The following is a 14,239-nucleotide window of genomic DNA, read 5'->3' as shown; positions in this document are numbered from 1 at the left end:
TTATCGTTCGCTTTGACGGATATGATTATCGATATCTGAGGGCAGGAGCCGCGTATGACTCGCGACGCGCCAATCGATAAGCAAGGGCGGTCTGCAAGCATCTCGACAGGCGATAGCCGCTCTTCTGAAAATCACGGCGAGCGGCGGGTCGTGACCGCGCTTTGCTATGATCTGGTCGGCTCTACGAATCTCTTCAATCTGATGGATATCGAAGACTATCAGGATCTGATGGCTGCCTTCCTGCAGGCGGCGCGCCAATCTATCAATGCGCATTCCGGCGTCATCCGGGTCGAAGCCGGGGACGGCGGAGTGGCGCTTTTCCCGATCGAGCTCGGATCGAGGGACGCCGCATCGGCCGCGATCCGCGCCGGCCTTGGAATTATCGAAGCGTGCCAGCGCCTCGCCCGTGATCTCCGGCGCGACGATATGCAGGTGCGCGTGGGCGTCGCGACCTCTGTTGCCTTGATCCGGGAGGCGCAGCTGCAGAACTGGATACATGAGCCCGTCACGGGTGCAGCACTCGCTCTTGCGACGCGGCTCGAGGCCGCTGCCCAGCCAAATACCGTCTTGGTTTCGGACGAGACCCGAAACCTCGCCGGCCGTTCGCACGCCTTCGTATCGGAAGGCGCCCGCTTATTGAAAGGCTTCTCGGAGCCAGAAAATGTCTGGAGAGCGATCGGCCATAAACGGGAGGTCGATCGGTTCCACGCCTTCGGAAGGCTGGACAGCACGTTCATTGGCCGCGTCGGGGAGCTTGAACAGATCGGGAAAGCGTGGAAATCAGCCGTCGGCGGCCAGGGCAAGGTCCTTGTCATCACCGGCGAGGCCGGTATCGGCAAATCGCGGATGCTTCGACAAGTCCGGCAAATGATCCATACGCAGCCCGCAAAATCGCTGCTCTTTCAATGCCTGCCAGGAGGGGTTCGCTCCACGCTTCACCCGCTGCTCAACAGTTTTCCCCAGGCCCAGTCCGACACCGCTGGTGGCGGTCGGCTGACGATGGATATGGTCGCCGCCCAGTTTGCGCGTCAAGGCATCCAGGATCCCGAAGTCATCGACATTTTTTCCTATCTGCTCGGGGCGGATGGGCGCAATGAAGCTCTCTCCGACAGTTCCCCCAAGGCGATACAGCAACGCGCACGACAGGCCCTGTCAAAAGCATTGAGCGTCATCTGCGAGCAAACGCCGCTGGTCATTGCGGTCGAGGACATTCACTGGATCGATCCTACCTCCGAGCATTTACTGCGCGAAGCGGCCCGGCTTGTGCCCACGCTTCCCATACTGCTGATCGTCACCTGCCGGCCGGGTTCCCATGTCGGCATGTTCGACGGGGACGGGCCGGAACATATTTCGCTCGGTCCGCTCGATCACGATGAAACGCGGCTGGCGATTGCCGCGCGCTGGCCGAGGGATCGTCAGGACGCGCTACCGCAACTGCTCGAAGTAACCGAACGCATATCCGGCGGTGTGCCGCTGTTCATCGAGGAGATATGTCAGTGGGCGTCTGAGATCGCGTCCGAAGACGTGATGCGCGTGCCGCCAAATCCGTCCCGCACTCATGTTTCGGCGTTTGAAGGAATCCTGGATTCTCGGCTCGAACATCTGGGTTCGGCCAGAGACGTGGCGCGCGCCGGGGCGGTGGCAGGTGATCGTTTCACCATTTCGCTGCTTCGCGCATTACTGCCGGATGCGAGCAGGAAATCTCTCCTGCATGCCGCCGAAACGCTCTGCGAGACCGGATTTTTGACCCGCATGCGTGCTCATGGCGGTGTCGCGTATGGCTTTCGCCATGCTCTGATCCAGGAGACGATCTATAACGGTCTGCTTAAAACGCAACGCCAGCTTCTTCACCGGCGCTTGTTCACAGCCGCAAACAGCAATCGTCCGATCGCCAATTGGCTGGATGCGGGCGCACTCGCCCAGCACGCAGAGTACGCGGGCCTTCGGGAGCATGCGATTTCGTTGTTCATAACGGCCGGAAAGGAACATGCCAGCCGTTCGGCAATGGTGGAGGCTCGCCACCATTTTGAGCGCGCCTTGGCGCTGTGTGAGAGCATGCCCGGAAGTGCTGCCGATGGCTTGTACCTCTCGGTTTTGACCGAGCTCGGACCGCTCCTGACGGCAACGGTCGGTCCCAACTCGGCACCAGCACGAATCCTTTACGAAAAAGGCGTCGAGGTCGCACGCCGCCAAGCGAAAGAAGATCAGCCCAAGTGGTTTCCAGTCTATTGGGGCTGGTGGCTGACCGGGCAGAACTTCATGGAGATGCGCAGTCGCGCTCGTGAAGTTCAGGTGATGCTGTCAGGAATTGATGATCACGAGATCGAACTACAGGTCAATCATTCGATCTGGGCGATCGAGTTTAATGTCGGAAGGCAGGAGGATGCCCAAAATGCGATACGGGCGGGGCTTGCGCTCTACGACGATGAGGCGGCTAAGGCGAGCCGCAATGTCTTCGGCGGCCATGATGCGAAGGTCTGTGGCCTCGGGCAGCTGGCGCTATCCCTCTGGCTGACGGGCCAGACCGAGGCTTCCAGCAAGGCGCTTGCCGACATGGTCGCCTTTGTGGACAGCATCGCCCATATGCCGAGCAAGGCGCACTCGCTAGATACCGAGGCAGTATCGGCATTCTATCGCAACGACCATGCTCGTCTGATCGAGATTTCCGGCAGGATGGGTGATTTTGCGAAAAAGCATGAACTGCAATCCCTGTCGGCACTCGCAATGCTCTTTCGCGGATGGGCGACAGCGCATGTCGAAAACCTGTCTCGCGGTCATGAGATGTTTCGCGCGGGCCTGGCGCTTCTCAAGGAGCTAGGAACCGTCGCCGATCTGCCGATCTATCTCTACATGCATGCGACCATGCTCGGCCATGCACGCAAGTATGAAGCAGCCATTGAAGTCGCCACCGACGCTATTCGTGAAGCGAGGGCGACAGGCCATGGTTACTGGCTCGCGGAACTTCACCGCCGTCGCGCACTGCTGCTATCGAGCGCCAATGCGGAGACGCCGGCTATCCTCTCGGATCTGAAGACCGCGATTGCCATTGCGGAAGAACAGGGCGCAATTGCCCTGCTGCACCGGGCGCAACGATCCGTGAAGGAGCTTGGCCTTGCTGGCGAGTTCTGACGTTTGCCCGGCAGGCGTGAGCGAGATGCTCTCGGCGTTTTATGCCGGGATCAGGGATGGAAGCATGTCTCTTATATCTCCGGAATCGGACCCGGAAGTTGCAGAGGCTTATTTCCGCTCCCTGTTGCCTCTCTGCCGTCGCGTCCGGATCACGCGCATCGCCGATCTGACCGGCCTCGACCGGATCGCGCTTCCAATTATCCAGGCCGTAAGACCGGCGGCGTTGTCGGAAGTCACCTCGCTCGGCCGCGGCATGTCCAAAGCGTCTGCTGCAATCGGAGCAATTATGGAATCGCTCGAGCGCTTCTATGCCGAGGCGATCCCTGGCCCCCGTGTCTTCCTGTCGACCGCAGAAATGCTGGGGATCGGCGCTGGATCCTTCGATGGTTTCTGCCTTCATGCTTCCCGCACAAATTGGCGTGACCGCGAGATCGCCTGGATCATGGGCGTCGATATGGCATCAGGCACTCCCACGCCCGTTCCGTTTGAACTCGTGCATACGATCTACACCGATCCACCACCACTGCGTGACGGCGTATTTCTGCGCAGCACGACAGGCCTTGCATGCCACCGGTCAGACTTCGGAGCGTTTCAGCATGGGCTGTTGGAGTGCCTAGAGCGGGATGCGATGGCCCGGGCTTTCGAAACCCACGGCTTCATGGACCGGATGAGGCTGCCGGTGTCCGAGTTGGGCGCAGCAGTTCAGGATGTTCTGTCGCGAGTCGCCGAGCATGGAATATCGGCTGCCTTCTGGTATGCGCCGTCGCCAGCACTGGTCCCGGTCGTCTGGTGCCAGACGATTGAAGCTGGCGAAGGCGAAGCCATACTGGCCCTCCCGACGGAAGGTTATTGTGCCGGCCCCGATCTCCATCAGGCGGCGTTCGGCGCCTTGCTTGAAGCACTGGCGGCCCGCGCTGGCGCGATATCGGGTGCGCGCGATGATCAGACACGGAAACATTATGCGAGGCCGAGCAAGACAATGCTTGCCGACGCGCGCGATCTCATCCTTGGGGAAAATGTTCCATCGGTCGACTTTCCGGATGTTTTGCCCGCGGTTGCCGACCTCGCCGATCTCCTGGAACGGATCATTATCGCTGGACTGGGGCCGGTGCTGGCTGTTCCAATCGCTTCGCAGAACGATCCGAACATTCATTGCGTACGCACGATCCTTGCAGGCATGCGCCCTTTTGCAGTCGAGCGGTGAGCCGGGATGGATCAGAAAACGGACAGCCCGATACTCGTTTTTCTCGGTCCGACCCTCCCTTTGCCGGAGGCGCAGCGCATTCTCGACGCCATATACCTGCAGCCCGTTTCGCAGGGAGACATCATCCTTGCCGCGCACGCATTTCGCCCGAGGGCGATGGTCTTGATCGACGGTCTTTTCGAAGACAGACCCGCCGTGCGCCACAAGGAAATTCTCTGGGCGCTGTCGCAGGGCATCGTGATGATCGGTGCGGCAAGCATGGGCGCGCTCCGGGCTGCCGAACTGCACCCATTCGGAATGATCGGTGCAGGCCTCATCTATCGCTGGTACAGGCGGTGGCCGCTGACGGCGGAAGATGCGGTCGCGGTCCAATGTGGCCCTGCCGAACTCGGCTTCACGCCTCTAACCGAGGCTCTCGTCGATCTTCAGCGTAGTTTTAAGGCGCTCTTTCGTCACGGCCTGATCTCTAAAGCCGAGATGGATGCCGGGATCGCAGCAGCTCAACGGCTTAACTTTCGGGAACGATCCTTTCGAAAGGTGCTGGCCGCCGCGCAATGGCTGCCGGAAAAGTCGGCTTTGCTGCGCAGCCATCTGATCGCGCAGAAGAAAACCGATGCTCTATTGGCACTGCGGCTGGCTCCTGAACTGTCGAAGTCAAAACCGGCGACGTTGCCCTATACGATAACCAATACTTTCCTGCGCGATCTAGAAGCCGGATCTATTGACATAATGTTAATTAGAAATTACTAATATTGTTTGATTGCCATACAACTCATCTCTTCGAGTAGTTGAGCTATGGAATTGTCTCCTGACATATCACTTAAAAGGTCCGCGCCGGCTCTTGGAACGCGATGCTGGATATTTCCCCAGCCGCCTTTTATCCTTGGCTACGAGCAGCCGGATCGTGTCTGGCTGTCGATATTACCGGACGAGATTGGTGATGGTCCGAGCGACATATCGATGTATGTCGCAGATCCGCTGTTCGACAAGGAACCCTATGGTTTCAGCGGTTTTCCCCCTTATCGCGGCCCTCGGCGGCGGTCATTCCGGTTAGGCCCGGACCGCCACTTCGATAGCCTGGACCCAAGATCGCGCGATTATCTCGGTGTCCATGCCTATGCATGCATTCATTTTGTTCTGGATGTCTGGCGCAATTATCTTGCCCGGCCGATGCATTGGTTCTTCTCCGATTTCTATCCGCGGCTCGAAATCGTTCCCTTTGTTCGGTGGGACAACGCACATGCCGGCTTCGGCTTCATCGAACTCGGTTGTTCGGAAGCGGCTGGCGAACAGTCGCCCTACGCGTTGAATTTCGACACGATCGCTCATGAGATCGGTCATCTTATCACGCTCTCGCAGACGGGACTTCCCGGCAACCTTTCTCGTGACGCGGATTTCTTTCCATTCTCCGAGGCCATCTCGGACAGCATATCATTGATTTCGTTTCTGCATTTCGATTCCGCCATCGACCGGTTGCTGCGCAGGACGAAAGGAAATCTGCTTCTTTATAACGAGCTCAATCGCTTCGCCGAAACGAGCCCGGAGATGCAGATCCGCCTTGCGACCAACTTCCGGCGCATGTCTGAAGTCACGAGCGAGGCTCACGATCGCTCACTGCCTTTTCTCGGTGCGATCTTCGATACGATCGTCGAACTCTATCATCGGGAACTGGTCGCCAGCGGCTGCGCCGATCACCGTCTGCTCTCAGTCAATCTTCGCGATCTGACGCAGGACGAGTTTGACTGGTTCCGGCAAACGACGGCGGAAGCTTTTCGGGACAGACCGCTCTTTTTCAAGCTCGCCTTGATCAAGGCGAGGGATTCAGTGGGAGCGGCAATCGGTGCTGCGCTTCACAGGCTGGATCCGGACACGATGCGTCTTCGGGATGCCGCGCTGGCAATCGTCTCAGCTGCCGATCTACAGGCTGCCGCGCAACTGGAGGAAAATTTTGTATGGCGTGAAATCATCGGCTCGAGGTGAGCCAGAACAGGAGGGGGAAATGAGCTGCTGCTCCGAAAATCCGTTCATTGGAACAGGTGATCTGCCATTCAATCCAAGCGAGGTTCGTCTCTATGGACGAAACGAATATTGTCCACCCGGGGATGCCCCGCGGCGGCCTGAAGCTGCCAAGGTAAAACCGATCCGGGATGGCGACATTGAAGCAGGCAAGGATAAAATCAGCCTTAAAGTGGGCAACTGCTTCATTCTGATCGATCCCGGCAAGGTCGAGATAGAGAGCATCGGTGTAATCTATGGCTATGCCTATGAGGGCCATTGCTACAAGCTCCCGAAGCCGCGGATCATGTATCTCCCGGTCAAGGCCACGGAAATACCGGGGGATGACTGCGGATGCGATTGCGGCTACTCGAACGCACTTGGCTATTCGGTCTGGTCGTTGGACAAGCTCGAACGCGTGATCGCGCTCGATGTCCGCTCTGACGACATCAAGACGCTGATCCTTGATGAAAACTTGCCCGGAAACCGTTCGCCGCTCGCCTATGCACAGACGCAATCGCTAGCGCCGCAGCGGCCTCGCGATTGAGACCACGCAAGCGTCCGGATGAAGATCGGGCTACTCTCCTTTCGAAGCCCGGATGGGAGACACGCATCACCCGCTCGTCTCTGCCCGACACTGCGCGGAAGCCCGTCTTCGAGGGGAGGAGCTCCGCGTGCTCTGTGCGGACGCATCGGCCTCAACGGCTCCTGCCGGCAAAGTTACTAGACATCGCAGCATCAGAAGTTTAGTAGGTGCCCGCTAACCGGTCGCAGCCCACCCGGTTCAACAAAACAAGGGATACTAAAATGAAAGTACTTGTCGTCTGCTCAGGCGGACTCGACTCCATTTCGCTTGCATACAAGATTGCGGCGAACCACCAGCTGATCGGTCTGATTTCCTTCAACTACGGTCAACGGCATGTCAAAGAGCTGGAATTCGCGGCTCTCTGCGCACGAAGGCTCGCCGTGCCACACGACATCATAGACATATCGAACGTGGGTAAGCATCTGACCGGCTCCGCCCTTACGGACGATGTCAAGGTTCCTGACGGGCACTACGCCGAAGAGACGATGAAGGCAACGGTCGTGCCGAACCGCAACGCCATCATGCTGTCGATCGCGTTCGGCCTTGCTGCTGCTCGCCACGCAGATGCCGTGGCGATTGCAGTCCATGGCGGAGACCACTTCATCTACCCAGACTGTCGGCCGGGCTTCATTTCGTCGTTTGAGGTCATGCAACAACATGCCCTTGAGGGATATGCCGATGTCAGCTTGCTCGCTCCCTATGTGAACGCCACGAAGGCCGACATTGTCACAGATGGTGCGAAGCATCGGACGCCCTTTGAAGAGACCTGGTCTTGCTATAAGGGCGGCCGTTTCCACTGCGGGAGATGTGGTACATGCGTCGAGCGTCGTGAAGCTTTCCATCTCGCCGGTGTCGAGGATCCGACCGCCTACGACGATCCGGATTTCTGGATTGCTGCGACCGGTGCATTCAGAGCAGATGAGGCAAAGTAATGTACCGGATTACCAAGGAATTCCATTTCTCCGCCTCGCATCAGCTGTCCCACCTTCCTGGCGACCACCAGTGCGCGCGTCTCCATGGCCACAATTACATAGTTGAGGTCGAGCTTGCCGCCTCTGAGTTGAACGAGGATGGCTTTGTCCGCGATTATTACGAGCTTTCGCCACTCAAGCGCTACATCGACGAGAGCTTCGATCACCGGCACCTCAATGATGTACTGGGGCATGATCGGGTGACATCCGAATGGCTCGCCAGGCATTTTTACGACTGGTGCAAGCAACGCCTGCCCGAGACGTCTGCCGTCAGGGTGAGTGAGACGCCGAAGACATGGGCGGAATATCGTCCATGACAGGCAGGGAACAAAAGATCCGCATCAGCGAAATCTTCGGACCGACGATCCAGGGGGAAGGGCCGCTCATCGGCCTTCCAACCGTCTTCGTCAGAACGGGCGGCTGCGACTATCGCTGCGAATGGTGCGATACCCTCCATGCCGTCGACAGCGCCTTCCGCGACGAGTGGACGCCAATGACGGTCGACGATATCTGGTCGAAAGTGGAATTGCTCTCTCAAGGCTGTCAGCTGACGATTTCCCTGTCCGGTGGAAACCCGGCAATTCAGCCGCTCGGGCCGCTGATAGCTCGGGGAAAGCGCGATGGCTATCAGTTCGCTTTGGAAACGCAGGGATCGATCGCCCAAGACTGGTTTGCAGAGCTGGATCATTTGATCCTCAGTCCCAAACCACCGTCCAGCGGTATGGAATTCAAGCTGGACGAACTAAAGGATTGCGTGGCGGCCGCGCGCAACGGTCCCGGGATTGCGATGAAGATCGTCATCTTCGACGACGCTGACTATGCGTTTGCAAGGTCTGTCGCGAAGGAGTTCAAAGAGCTTCCGATCTTCCTGCAGCCAGGCAACCACACGCCGCCGGTGGAAGATGAAGCCTTGATCGATCTCGAGGGTATTCTCAACCGTATGCGGTGGCTAGTCGACAGAGTTGGCTCGGACCGGTGGTTTAATGTGCGCGTTCTCCCGCAGCTCCATGTCCTGCTCTGGGGAAACATGCGGGGTGTCTGATCACCTTTGAGGAAGGTTACGGCCCGCCGCGCAGGAGCGGGAGTACCGATCTGGGGTTGGTGGTCCTCCCGAGGCTTTAAGTGTCTCGATACAGTGCCCCGACTGGGATCGTCACGCCCGTTAGTACCTACAGGTGCTCGGAGGCTTCGCTCAGCTTCTCCGCGATCGGAGGGTTGCGCGGCCCCTTCTCAATCTCTCGCCCTCGCCAAAGACCGGAAAAACAAGCTCATTTTAGTGTTTGCTGCGGCATCGGGTAGCAGTCGGTTCGCTGCCGCTAAATTGACCTCATTGCTCCGCGACTTTTGCTCGACCGGGTGCCGAAAGCTCAAGGCATCCGGCATGGCGCATACCCCATGCGCCAAATAAATCGGAGGAGAAAAACATGTACAGACTTGCTTCTCTCGCGGTCGCCGCAGCACTTGGTGTCGGCGCCTTCATTGCCGCGTCAAGCGCCGATGCAATGACCATGCAGGACTGCAGTGCCAAATATAAAGCGGCGCAGGCAGCCAATAGTCTCAATGGCATGAAGTGGAACGACTTCCGCAAGGCGCAATGCGGAGCAGATACCGCCGCAGCGACACCAGCAAAGCCCACTGCAGCGACGCCCGCAAAGCCCGCCGCGACCGACGAGCCGACGACCGCCAATACCGAGAATGCGGCCGAGCCCGCGCCGACCAAGGCCGTGGTCCCGAAGGGCGTGGTCTTCCCAACGAAGGTCGATGCAAAATATGCGAGTGAGACACCCGGCAAGGGCCGGATGCATACCTGCCTCGATCAGTACAATGCCGATAAAGCCAACAACAGCCTGAACGGCCTGACCTGGATCAAGAAGGGCGGCGGCTATTACAGCATCTGCAACAGCAAGCTAAAATCCTGAGGTCACATATCGCATGGATAGGCGTCGCGATGACGCGACGCCTCATCTCCACGTAAGGAGGACGCAATGAGTCTTCTCGACAATACCGGCAGCCTCATCGGCAATGCCGTCAACAGTCATCCCGGCGGCCTCAGCGGCTTGATGTCGGAAGCCTTCACCGATTTCGGCGGGCCTGGTTAGTTGCGATCGAACGCGCATCAGTTCTCGATCTGTTGGTCCGAAACAACGCTGACGATGACCTCGTCGCTTCCGTTCGGATAAAGCGGCAGGTCGAGCGTAATCGCTTCCCGGCGCTCCGGGGACGATGCTTTGAAGAACTTTCTGGCGCGCCCCTGTCCATTCCCTTCTCCGGACGCTTTAGCATGCGTCTCGCTGACCAGGCGTCGTTCGAAGGCCGCAGCATCGATTTCCGCGAACGCCATGGTGCAGCTTTCGACGGTGTTGTCGCCTACGGACGCCCGTGCCACCACCAGCGCCCTGAATGGTACGTCTTCGCCAGCGCTCAGGTTCCAGCCTTCCAATGCGACAGGATTTTCCACCGGCACCAGACTTGTAGTCATATCCTCCGCAAGTGCTGGCCAATCCCGTTCCTTTGCTACGGCGACCGTCCGTTGAAAATCCGTTCCCCGGTTGAGGCAGCGTTCATTGAACTGGTCAAAGGGATCTGGCTCGTCTGCTGCAACGACATCGGCAATGCTGGCAAGAAGAAACGTAATTGCGAAGCCATATGTCATCCATCGCATTAAAACCATGGGGTCTGCCTGTGGCCTTCGTCGGTTGTTACTGCGCCGCCTATATCTATCATCCCAATGAAAAAGGAAAAATCATGTCTCTCCACACCGGGGCTAAGTAATCCCGCACTCCGGCAGACATTTGATCGCCCTTAACCGGCTGGAAGATCAACCGACAAACACCTACATGTTGAGATAGCAAAACATCGCGTTCGCGACTAATCCAAGCGGCCAAGAGCCAGGCGATGACAAAGGCTTCATATCAGCGCGTCCTTCAGGACGGCACAAAAGTAAAGAAACGAGACCCGCCATATGATTTTGCTGATAGTCGCGGTGGTGATCGTTATCGTCTTCTTCTTTCTGTTTCCAAAGCCGACGCTGCTTACCCTCACCGCACTCGTGGTCGTGGGCGGCGGTGTTGCGACCTTCATCTACTTTCAGCAAACAAACCGCGATGGAGCGAGCGCCTCGATAGAAGGAACAAGCAGTGGAACTAAGGGATGCGTAGATCCTGCCAGGCCCGTTTTCGTTCGGCTTTTCAACGGTTCTCGTCAGCAGGTGGATGTCGTCCGCTTCCGGCTGATCGCAAAACGTCGCGGCTTCAGCATTGAGTATTATTCCGACCACCTCACGAGCTATAAAATTATCGAGCCTGGCGGCACCTATGACGACTGCTGGGCGCTAAACCAATATCGAGGCCTGCAGACTTTGCCGGATAAACTGACGCCACAGGAACTGGATTGGTCGGTCGAAATATCGTCGGTTGAGTTCGCAAGTAATCGGTAGGCGTGGCAGCTCTGCCTTTGTAGAGGCCGAGTTAGAAGCGAGCTTGTGAACTATCTTTTCATGGCCGAGTTAACGGCGCTGTCTACTCAATGTGATCGGTGACTGGGAGTTGCCGCCCAGTCCGTTGCAATTAGCGCTCACGGAACTAGCTTTTATACCCCGTACCCTTTGAAACGGCGGCGTGACGAAAAGGAAAGCAAGGCATGTGCCGAAATATCAAGCCCCTCTTCAACTTCGATCCACCAGCGACGGACGAGGAAATCCATGATGCGGCGCTTCAGTTCGTACGCAAGTTGAGCGGAACCACCAGGCCATCAAAACGCAATGGGGCCGCTTTTGAACACGCGGTGATGTCGATCGCGAAATGCGCCAAGGAACTGCTTAATTCGCTGGAGACCTCTCAACCTCCTCGCGACCGCGATGAAGTAGCCGCGAAAGCGCGGGCACGGTCGGCGACCCGGTTCGCCTAAGAAAGCCTCCTTGCAATTCCTCCATTTGCTGGTGGTTCGCCCTTCACCTGGAATACGTCAGCGATGTATAGGTCTTAAACAAGCGGGGCGCCTCCATGGACGCCCCGCAATCAGCTGTCTCTTGCAATAATATATCTCGTGCAGATCAGAGTGGTCTGACGTTTTCCGCCTTCGACTTGCCGGTCTTCCGATCCTGGCCGAGATCGTAGGAGACGCTCTGACCTTCCTTCAATGCGTCGCCATATTGGAGCGCGGAGACATGGACGAAGACATCGGGTCCTCCGCTTTCCGGCGTGATGAAGCCGAAGCCCTTGTCCTGATTGAAAAACTTAACCTTGCCAGTCGGCATGACATCCTCGTGTGTTTGCACTTGTTGTGGAGCGGCAGCCTACCCTCCGCATTCTGCCAGATCAACCCGTTCCGAACCTTCGGTCTTCTCGGCATCCTCATCTGCTTGCGACGGCGCGATGGGGTGGAAAGCCGCCAAGAAGATCGCATCGGCAAAGAGTGCCGCCCCACCACGAACGAAATAGGCAAGGCTGTAGCCGCCGCGATCCGTCATACAGCGGTTGACGGCTTCCCCGGCGGGCTCGTCGGCTTCATGCTCGGCCTCCTCGGCGGCGGTGGATCCATCCCGGCCACGCCCGCTGCTCCTTTACGTGGTCGGGGTCAGGCAGCCGCACGTTGCGATCGGCACGGGTGCGCTTGCGGTTTCGGTGAACGCTTTTGCGAACTTTGCAAGCCATGCGATCAAGGGGTCATGTCTGGTGGCGCTGCGCGGCCGTCTTCTCCGCGCCGGCGTTGTCGGCGCCCGTGATAATGGGGCCTCATTTCAGGTCGGGGCTCACCGGGCTTCCATCGGTTCGGACTTCTTTCGGAAGACGGCGATGTTATCGCTGAGCCAGCCCGCAACCGATCGCGGTGTTTGGCCCGTCAACTCCGAGAATGTGGACGTCGTTTCGGCGAGCACAGATTCCCGGAACATACCGTCAAGTCCAAGGAGCAAATCGGCAACCATTTCACTTACGCCCGAGGCGATCAGGACGCTGCGATGCTCGTCGTGGGTCCGATGCTGATACAACACGGTCTCACCGAGGAGGCGCGACAGTTCTTCGGCAACCTCCGGCATACTCACCGTACCGGGACCAGTCAGATGATAGGCGCGCTGCGAGTGAATGTGCTCATTGTCGAGAAGAGCGGCACGCGCGGCATCGGCGACATCGCGAGTGTCGATGAAGTTGACGCGCCCGTTGCCAGCCACGCCACCCCATGAGCCATCCGCGACCGGGGCGCCGGCCCGAGCCAGAATGTCGACGAATGAACTTGGGCGCAAAAGCGTGTAGCCAATGTTATGCGCAGCCAAGTGGGCTTCGATCTGCATGTGCCAATCGAACGGATGCAGCCGAGACGGAGGTCCCATGACCGACAATTTGACGATGTGAACAACGCCTGCGGCCACGGCTGCGTCGATCAATGCGATTTCGTTGGCAACCTGCCGCGGGGACGTGCCGTGGGAAAGGAAAAGGCGCTCCACACCGCGCAGCGCGCCGGCAAGAGTGGCAGGTATATCGAAGTCAACTTTGGCCAAAGCGACCCCGGCCGGTAGGTCCCGCGTGTCTGGATTCCGCGTCAGCGCCACGATATCGACGGGGTCATTGACCAGGTTTGCGATCAAAGTGGCGCCGACCCGACCAGTAGCGCCGGCCACTGCAATGCGCGGCCTGCTTACTTCACTCGAGGGAGGATTGAACATTTGAGTATCCTTGGTATTTTGGAACGAACGGTCCATCATTTGTGGAACGATCGGTCCATGATGGCAAATGAGAAATTGAAATGAGCGGAAAACGCCAGTTCGACGAGACTTCGGTAATCAATGCCGCCATGGATGTGTTCTGGCGACATGGGTACGCTGCATCGTCCATCGATCAGCTAACGACGGCAATGGGGTTGTCCCGCTCAAGCCTGTACAAGCGATTTCGAGATAAGGATGGGCTTTTCCGGGAGGTGCTTTCAACTTATGCGGAGCGCGTCGTGCATCGCATGAGGGCCGTCCAGGGAGATACCAGACGCGGCCAGCTTGAAGCTCTACTAAGCGAGTTTCTTCCGAACGATGCCAGAGCTGCGCGACCTAAGGGTTGCATGCTGGTCCGATCGTGCACCGAGATGGCAGATTTACCGCTAGAAGGGCAGGTCGTTGCCTTGGAGGGCCTCACGCGGCAGCGGGCGATCTTCGAGGAGATTCTGCGAGAAGCGGTCGCCAATGGCGAGTTGCCATCAGCGGCGGATACCGATGGCTTGGCGTGGCATTTTCTCGGCGTTTTGCAGGCCGTAATGAACCTGCCACAGGCAGGCGCGAACGGCCGCGTGCTGCGGGGCGTCATCGACCTCGGGATGTCGGCATGGCCGCTGAAATAGCGGATGCGGGGAATGCACGGGAGCGTGGTTTGG

Annotated in this window: 16 protein-coding genes and 1 pseudogene; 13 read left to right on the top strand and 4 right to left on the bottom strand. The window is 58.3% G+C overall.

Annotation, left to right across the window (positions count from 1 at the left end):
- The first annotated feature begins 54 nt into the window (after positions 1–54).
- The 9 genes from AC1DTN_RS33675 to AC1DTN_RS33635 all read left to right on the top strand — a co-directional run bounded on the left by AC1DTN_RS33675 (position 55) and on the right by AC1DTN_RS33635 (position 9,804).
- On the top strand, positions 55–3,129 hold the full coding sequence (locus AC1DTN_RS33675) for an ATP-binding protein (RefSeq protein ID WP_477924449.1): 3,075 nt from the start codon (positions 55–57) through the stop codon (positions 3,127–3,129).
- A gap of 25 nt (positions 3,130–3,154) precedes the next feature.
- A complete protein-coding gene (locus tag AC1DTN_RS33670) occupies positions 3,155–4,333 on the top strand; it encodes a YcaO-like family protein (RefSeq protein ID WP_477924472.1) in 1,179 nt (392 codons plus the stop codon).
- Between the two features lie 6 nt (positions 4,334–4,339).
- Positions 4,340–5,083 (top strand): TfuA-like protein, encoded by a 744-nt coding sequence (locus AC1DTN_RS33665; protein ID WP_477924448.1) that lies wholly within the window; start codon positions 4,340–4,342, stop codon positions 5,081–5,083.
- Between the two features lie 45 nt (positions 5,084–5,128).
- Positions 5,129–6,313 (top strand): gluzincin family metallopeptidase, encoded by a 1,185-nt coding sequence (locus AC1DTN_RS33660; RefSeq protein ID WP_477924446.1) that lies wholly within the window; start codon positions 5,129–5,131, stop codon positions 6,311–6,313.
- Positions 6,314–6,332: 19 nt separating this feature from the next.
- Entirely contained in the window at positions 6,333–6,875 is a 543-nt protein-coding gene (locus AC1DTN_RS33655; protein ID WP_442207163.1) for a hypothetical protein, read from the top strand.
- Between the two features lie 260 nt (positions 6,876–7,135).
- Complete coding sequence (queC, locus tag AC1DTN_RS33650) at positions 7,136–7,846, top strand: 7-cyano-7-deazaguanine synthase QueC (RefSeq protein ID WP_477924445.1); 711 nt, start codon at positions 7,136–7,138, stop codon at positions 7,844–7,846.
- Positions 7,846–8,202, top strand: coding sequence for a 6-carboxytetrahydropterin synthase QueD (gene queD / locus AC1DTN_RS33645; RefSeq protein WP_477924444.1), 357 nt, complete (start codon positions 7,846–7,848; stop codon positions 8,200–8,202). The genes queC and queD overlap by 1 nt, the downstream gene beginning before the upstream one ends.
- Complete coding sequence (queE, locus tag AC1DTN_RS33640; protein ID WP_477924443.1) at positions 8,199–8,927, top strand: 7-carboxy-7-deazaguanine synthase QueE; 729 nt, start codon at positions 8,199–8,201, stop codon at positions 8,925–8,927. Before queD ends, queE begins: the two co-directional genes overlap by 4 nt.
- Positions 8,928–9,309: 382 nt before the next feature.
- Complete coding sequence (locus AC1DTN_RS33635) at positions 9,310–9,804, top strand: hypothetical protein (RefSeq protein ID WP_439017706.1); 495 nt, start codon at positions 9,310–9,312, stop codon at positions 9,802–9,804.
- Between the two features lie 197 nt (positions 9,805–10,001).
- On the opposite strand, the gene AC1DTN_RS33630 is transcribed toward AC1DTN_RS33635, so the two are convergent.
- Positions 10,002–10,556, bottom strand: a complete 555-nt coding sequence (locus tag AC1DTN_RS33630; protein ID WP_310382511.1) for a hypothetical protein — start codon at positions 10,554–10,556, stop codon at positions 10,002–10,004.
- A gap of 291 nt (positions 10,557–10,847) precedes the next feature.
- Between AC1DTN_RS33630 and AC1DTN_RS33625 the strand changes: the two genes are divergently transcribed.
- Both AC1DTN_RS33625 and AC1DTN_RS33620 read left to right on the top strand, forming a co-directional pair.
- On the top strand, positions 10,848–11,321 hold the full coding sequence (locus tag AC1DTN_RS33625) for a hypothetical protein (protein ID WP_113323733.1): 474 nt from the start codon (positions 10,848–10,850) through the stop codon (positions 11,319–11,321).
- 203 nt (positions 11,322–11,524) lie between these two features.
- Positions 11,525–11,791, top strand: coding sequence for a DUF2277 domain-containing protein (locus AC1DTN_RS33620; protein WP_439017707.1), 267 nt, complete (start codon positions 11,525–11,527; stop codon positions 11,789–11,791).
- Positions 11,792–11,936: 145 nt separating this feature from the next.
- Here AC1DTN_RS33620 and AC1DTN_RS33615 read toward each other — a convergent pair whose 3' ends face one another.
- Together AC1DTN_RS33615 and AC1DTN_RS33610 are read right to left on the bottom strand one after the other, a co-directional pair.
- Positions 11,937–12,140, bottom strand: a complete 204-nt coding sequence (locus AC1DTN_RS33615) for a cold-shock protein (RefSeq protein WP_113184684.1) — start codon at positions 12,138–12,140, stop codon at positions 11,937–11,939.
- A gap of 39 nt (positions 12,141–12,179) precedes the next feature.
- Entirely contained in the window at positions 12,180–12,353 is a 174-nt protein-coding gene (locus AC1DTN_RS33610; RefSeq protein ID WP_442207753.1) for a hypothetical protein, read from the bottom strand.
- Positions 12,354–12,392: 39 nt separating this feature from the next.
- Between AC1DTN_RS33610 and AC1DTN_RS33605 the strand changes: the two are divergent.
- Positions 12,393–12,586: pseudogene (locus AC1DTN_RS33605) on the top strand (TSUP family transporter); the annotation flags it as partial.
- A 49-nt stretch (positions 12,587–12,635) separates the two neighbouring features.
- Here AC1DTN_RS33605 and AC1DTN_RS33600 read toward each other — a convergent pair.
- The gene (locus tag AC1DTN_RS33600; protein WP_477924442.1) at positions 12,636–13,544 is read right to left on the bottom strand and encodes an NmrA family NAD(P)-binding protein; all 909 of its coding nucleotides are present in this window, start codon (positions 13,542–13,544) and stop codon (positions 12,636–12,638) included.
- An 80-nt stretch (positions 13,545–13,624) separates the two neighbouring features.
- Between AC1DTN_RS33600 and AC1DTN_RS33595 the strand changes: the two genes are divergently transcribed.
- Entirely contained in the window at positions 13,625–14,206 is a 582-nt protein-coding gene (locus tag AC1DTN_RS33595) for a TetR/AcrR family transcriptional regulator (protein ID WP_113325613.1), read from the top strand.
- Positions 14,207–14,239 lie beyond the last annotated feature (33 nt).

The sequence above is a fragment of the Rhizobium sp. 01T444 genome (assembly GCF_056398305.1).
The sequence above is the reverse complement of the archived record's forward strand: the minus strand, read 5'-3'. Positions and strand labels throughout refer to the sequence as shown.

Bases quoted from the DNA above. Each gene is read 5' to 3' on its own strand.
- AC1DTN_RS33625 (WP_113323733.1), top strand. From the start codon at position 10,848: ATGATTTTGCTGATAGTCGCGGTGGTGATCGTTATCGTCTTCTTCTTT.
- AC1DTN_RS33600 (WP_477924442.1), bottom strand. From the start codon at position 13,544: ATGTTCAATCCTCCCTCGAGTGAAGTAAGCAGGCCGCGCATTGCAGTG.
- AC1DTN_RS33620 (WP_439017707.1), top strand. From the start codon at position 11,525: ATGTGCCGAAATATCAAGCCCCTCTTCAACTTCGATCCACCAGCGACG.
- AC1DTN_RS33670 (WP_477924472.1), top strand. From the start codon at position 3,155: ATGCTCTCGGCGTTTTATGCCGGGATCAGGGATGGAAGCATGTCTCTT.
- AC1DTN_RS33635 (WP_439017706.1), top strand. From the start codon at position 9,310: ATGTACAGACTTGCTTCTCTCGCGGTCGCCGCAGCACTTGGTGTCGGC.
- queE (WP_477924443.1), top strand. From the start codon at position 8,199: ATGACAGGCAGGGAACAAAAGATCCGCATCAGCGAAATCTTCGGACCG.
- AC1DTN_RS33595 (WP_113325613.1), top strand. From the start codon at position 13,625: ATGAGCGGAAAACGCCAGTTCGACGAGACTTCGGTAATCAATGCCGCC.
- AC1DTN_RS33660 (WP_477924446.1), top strand. From the start codon at position 5,129: ATGGAATTGTCTCCTGACATATCACTTAAAAGGTCCGCGCCGGCTCTT.
- queD (WP_477924444.1), top strand. From the start codon at position 7,846: ATGTACCGGATTACCAAGGAATTCCATTTCTCCGCCTCGCATCAGCTG.
- AC1DTN_RS33615 (WP_113184684.1), bottom strand. From the start codon at position 12,140: ATGCCGACTGGCAAGGTTAAGTTTTTCAATCAGGACAAGGGCTTCGGC.
- AC1DTN_RS33675 (WP_477924449.1), top strand. From the start codon at position 55: ATGACTCGCGACGCGCCAATCGATAAGCAAGGGCGGTCTGCAAGCATC.
- AC1DTN_RS33630 (WP_310382511.1), bottom strand. From the start codon at position 10,556: ATGGTTTTAATGCGATGGATGACATATGGCTTCGCAATTACGTTTCTT.
- AC1DTN_RS33655 (WP_442207163.1), top strand. From the start codon at position 6,333: ATGAGCTGCTGCTCCGAAAATCCGTTCATTGGAACAGGTGATCTGCCA.
- queC (WP_477924445.1), top strand. From the start codon at position 7,136: ATGAAAGTACTTGTCGTCTGCTCAGGCGGACTCGACTCCATTTCGCTT.
- AC1DTN_RS33610 (WP_442207753.1), bottom strand. From the start codon at position 12,353: ATGACGGATCGCGGCGGCTACAGCCTTGCCTATTTCGTTCGTGGTGGG.
- AC1DTN_RS33665 (WP_477924448.1), top strand. From the start codon at position 4,340: ATGGATCAGAAAACGGACAGCCCGATACTCGTTTTTCTCGGTCCGACC.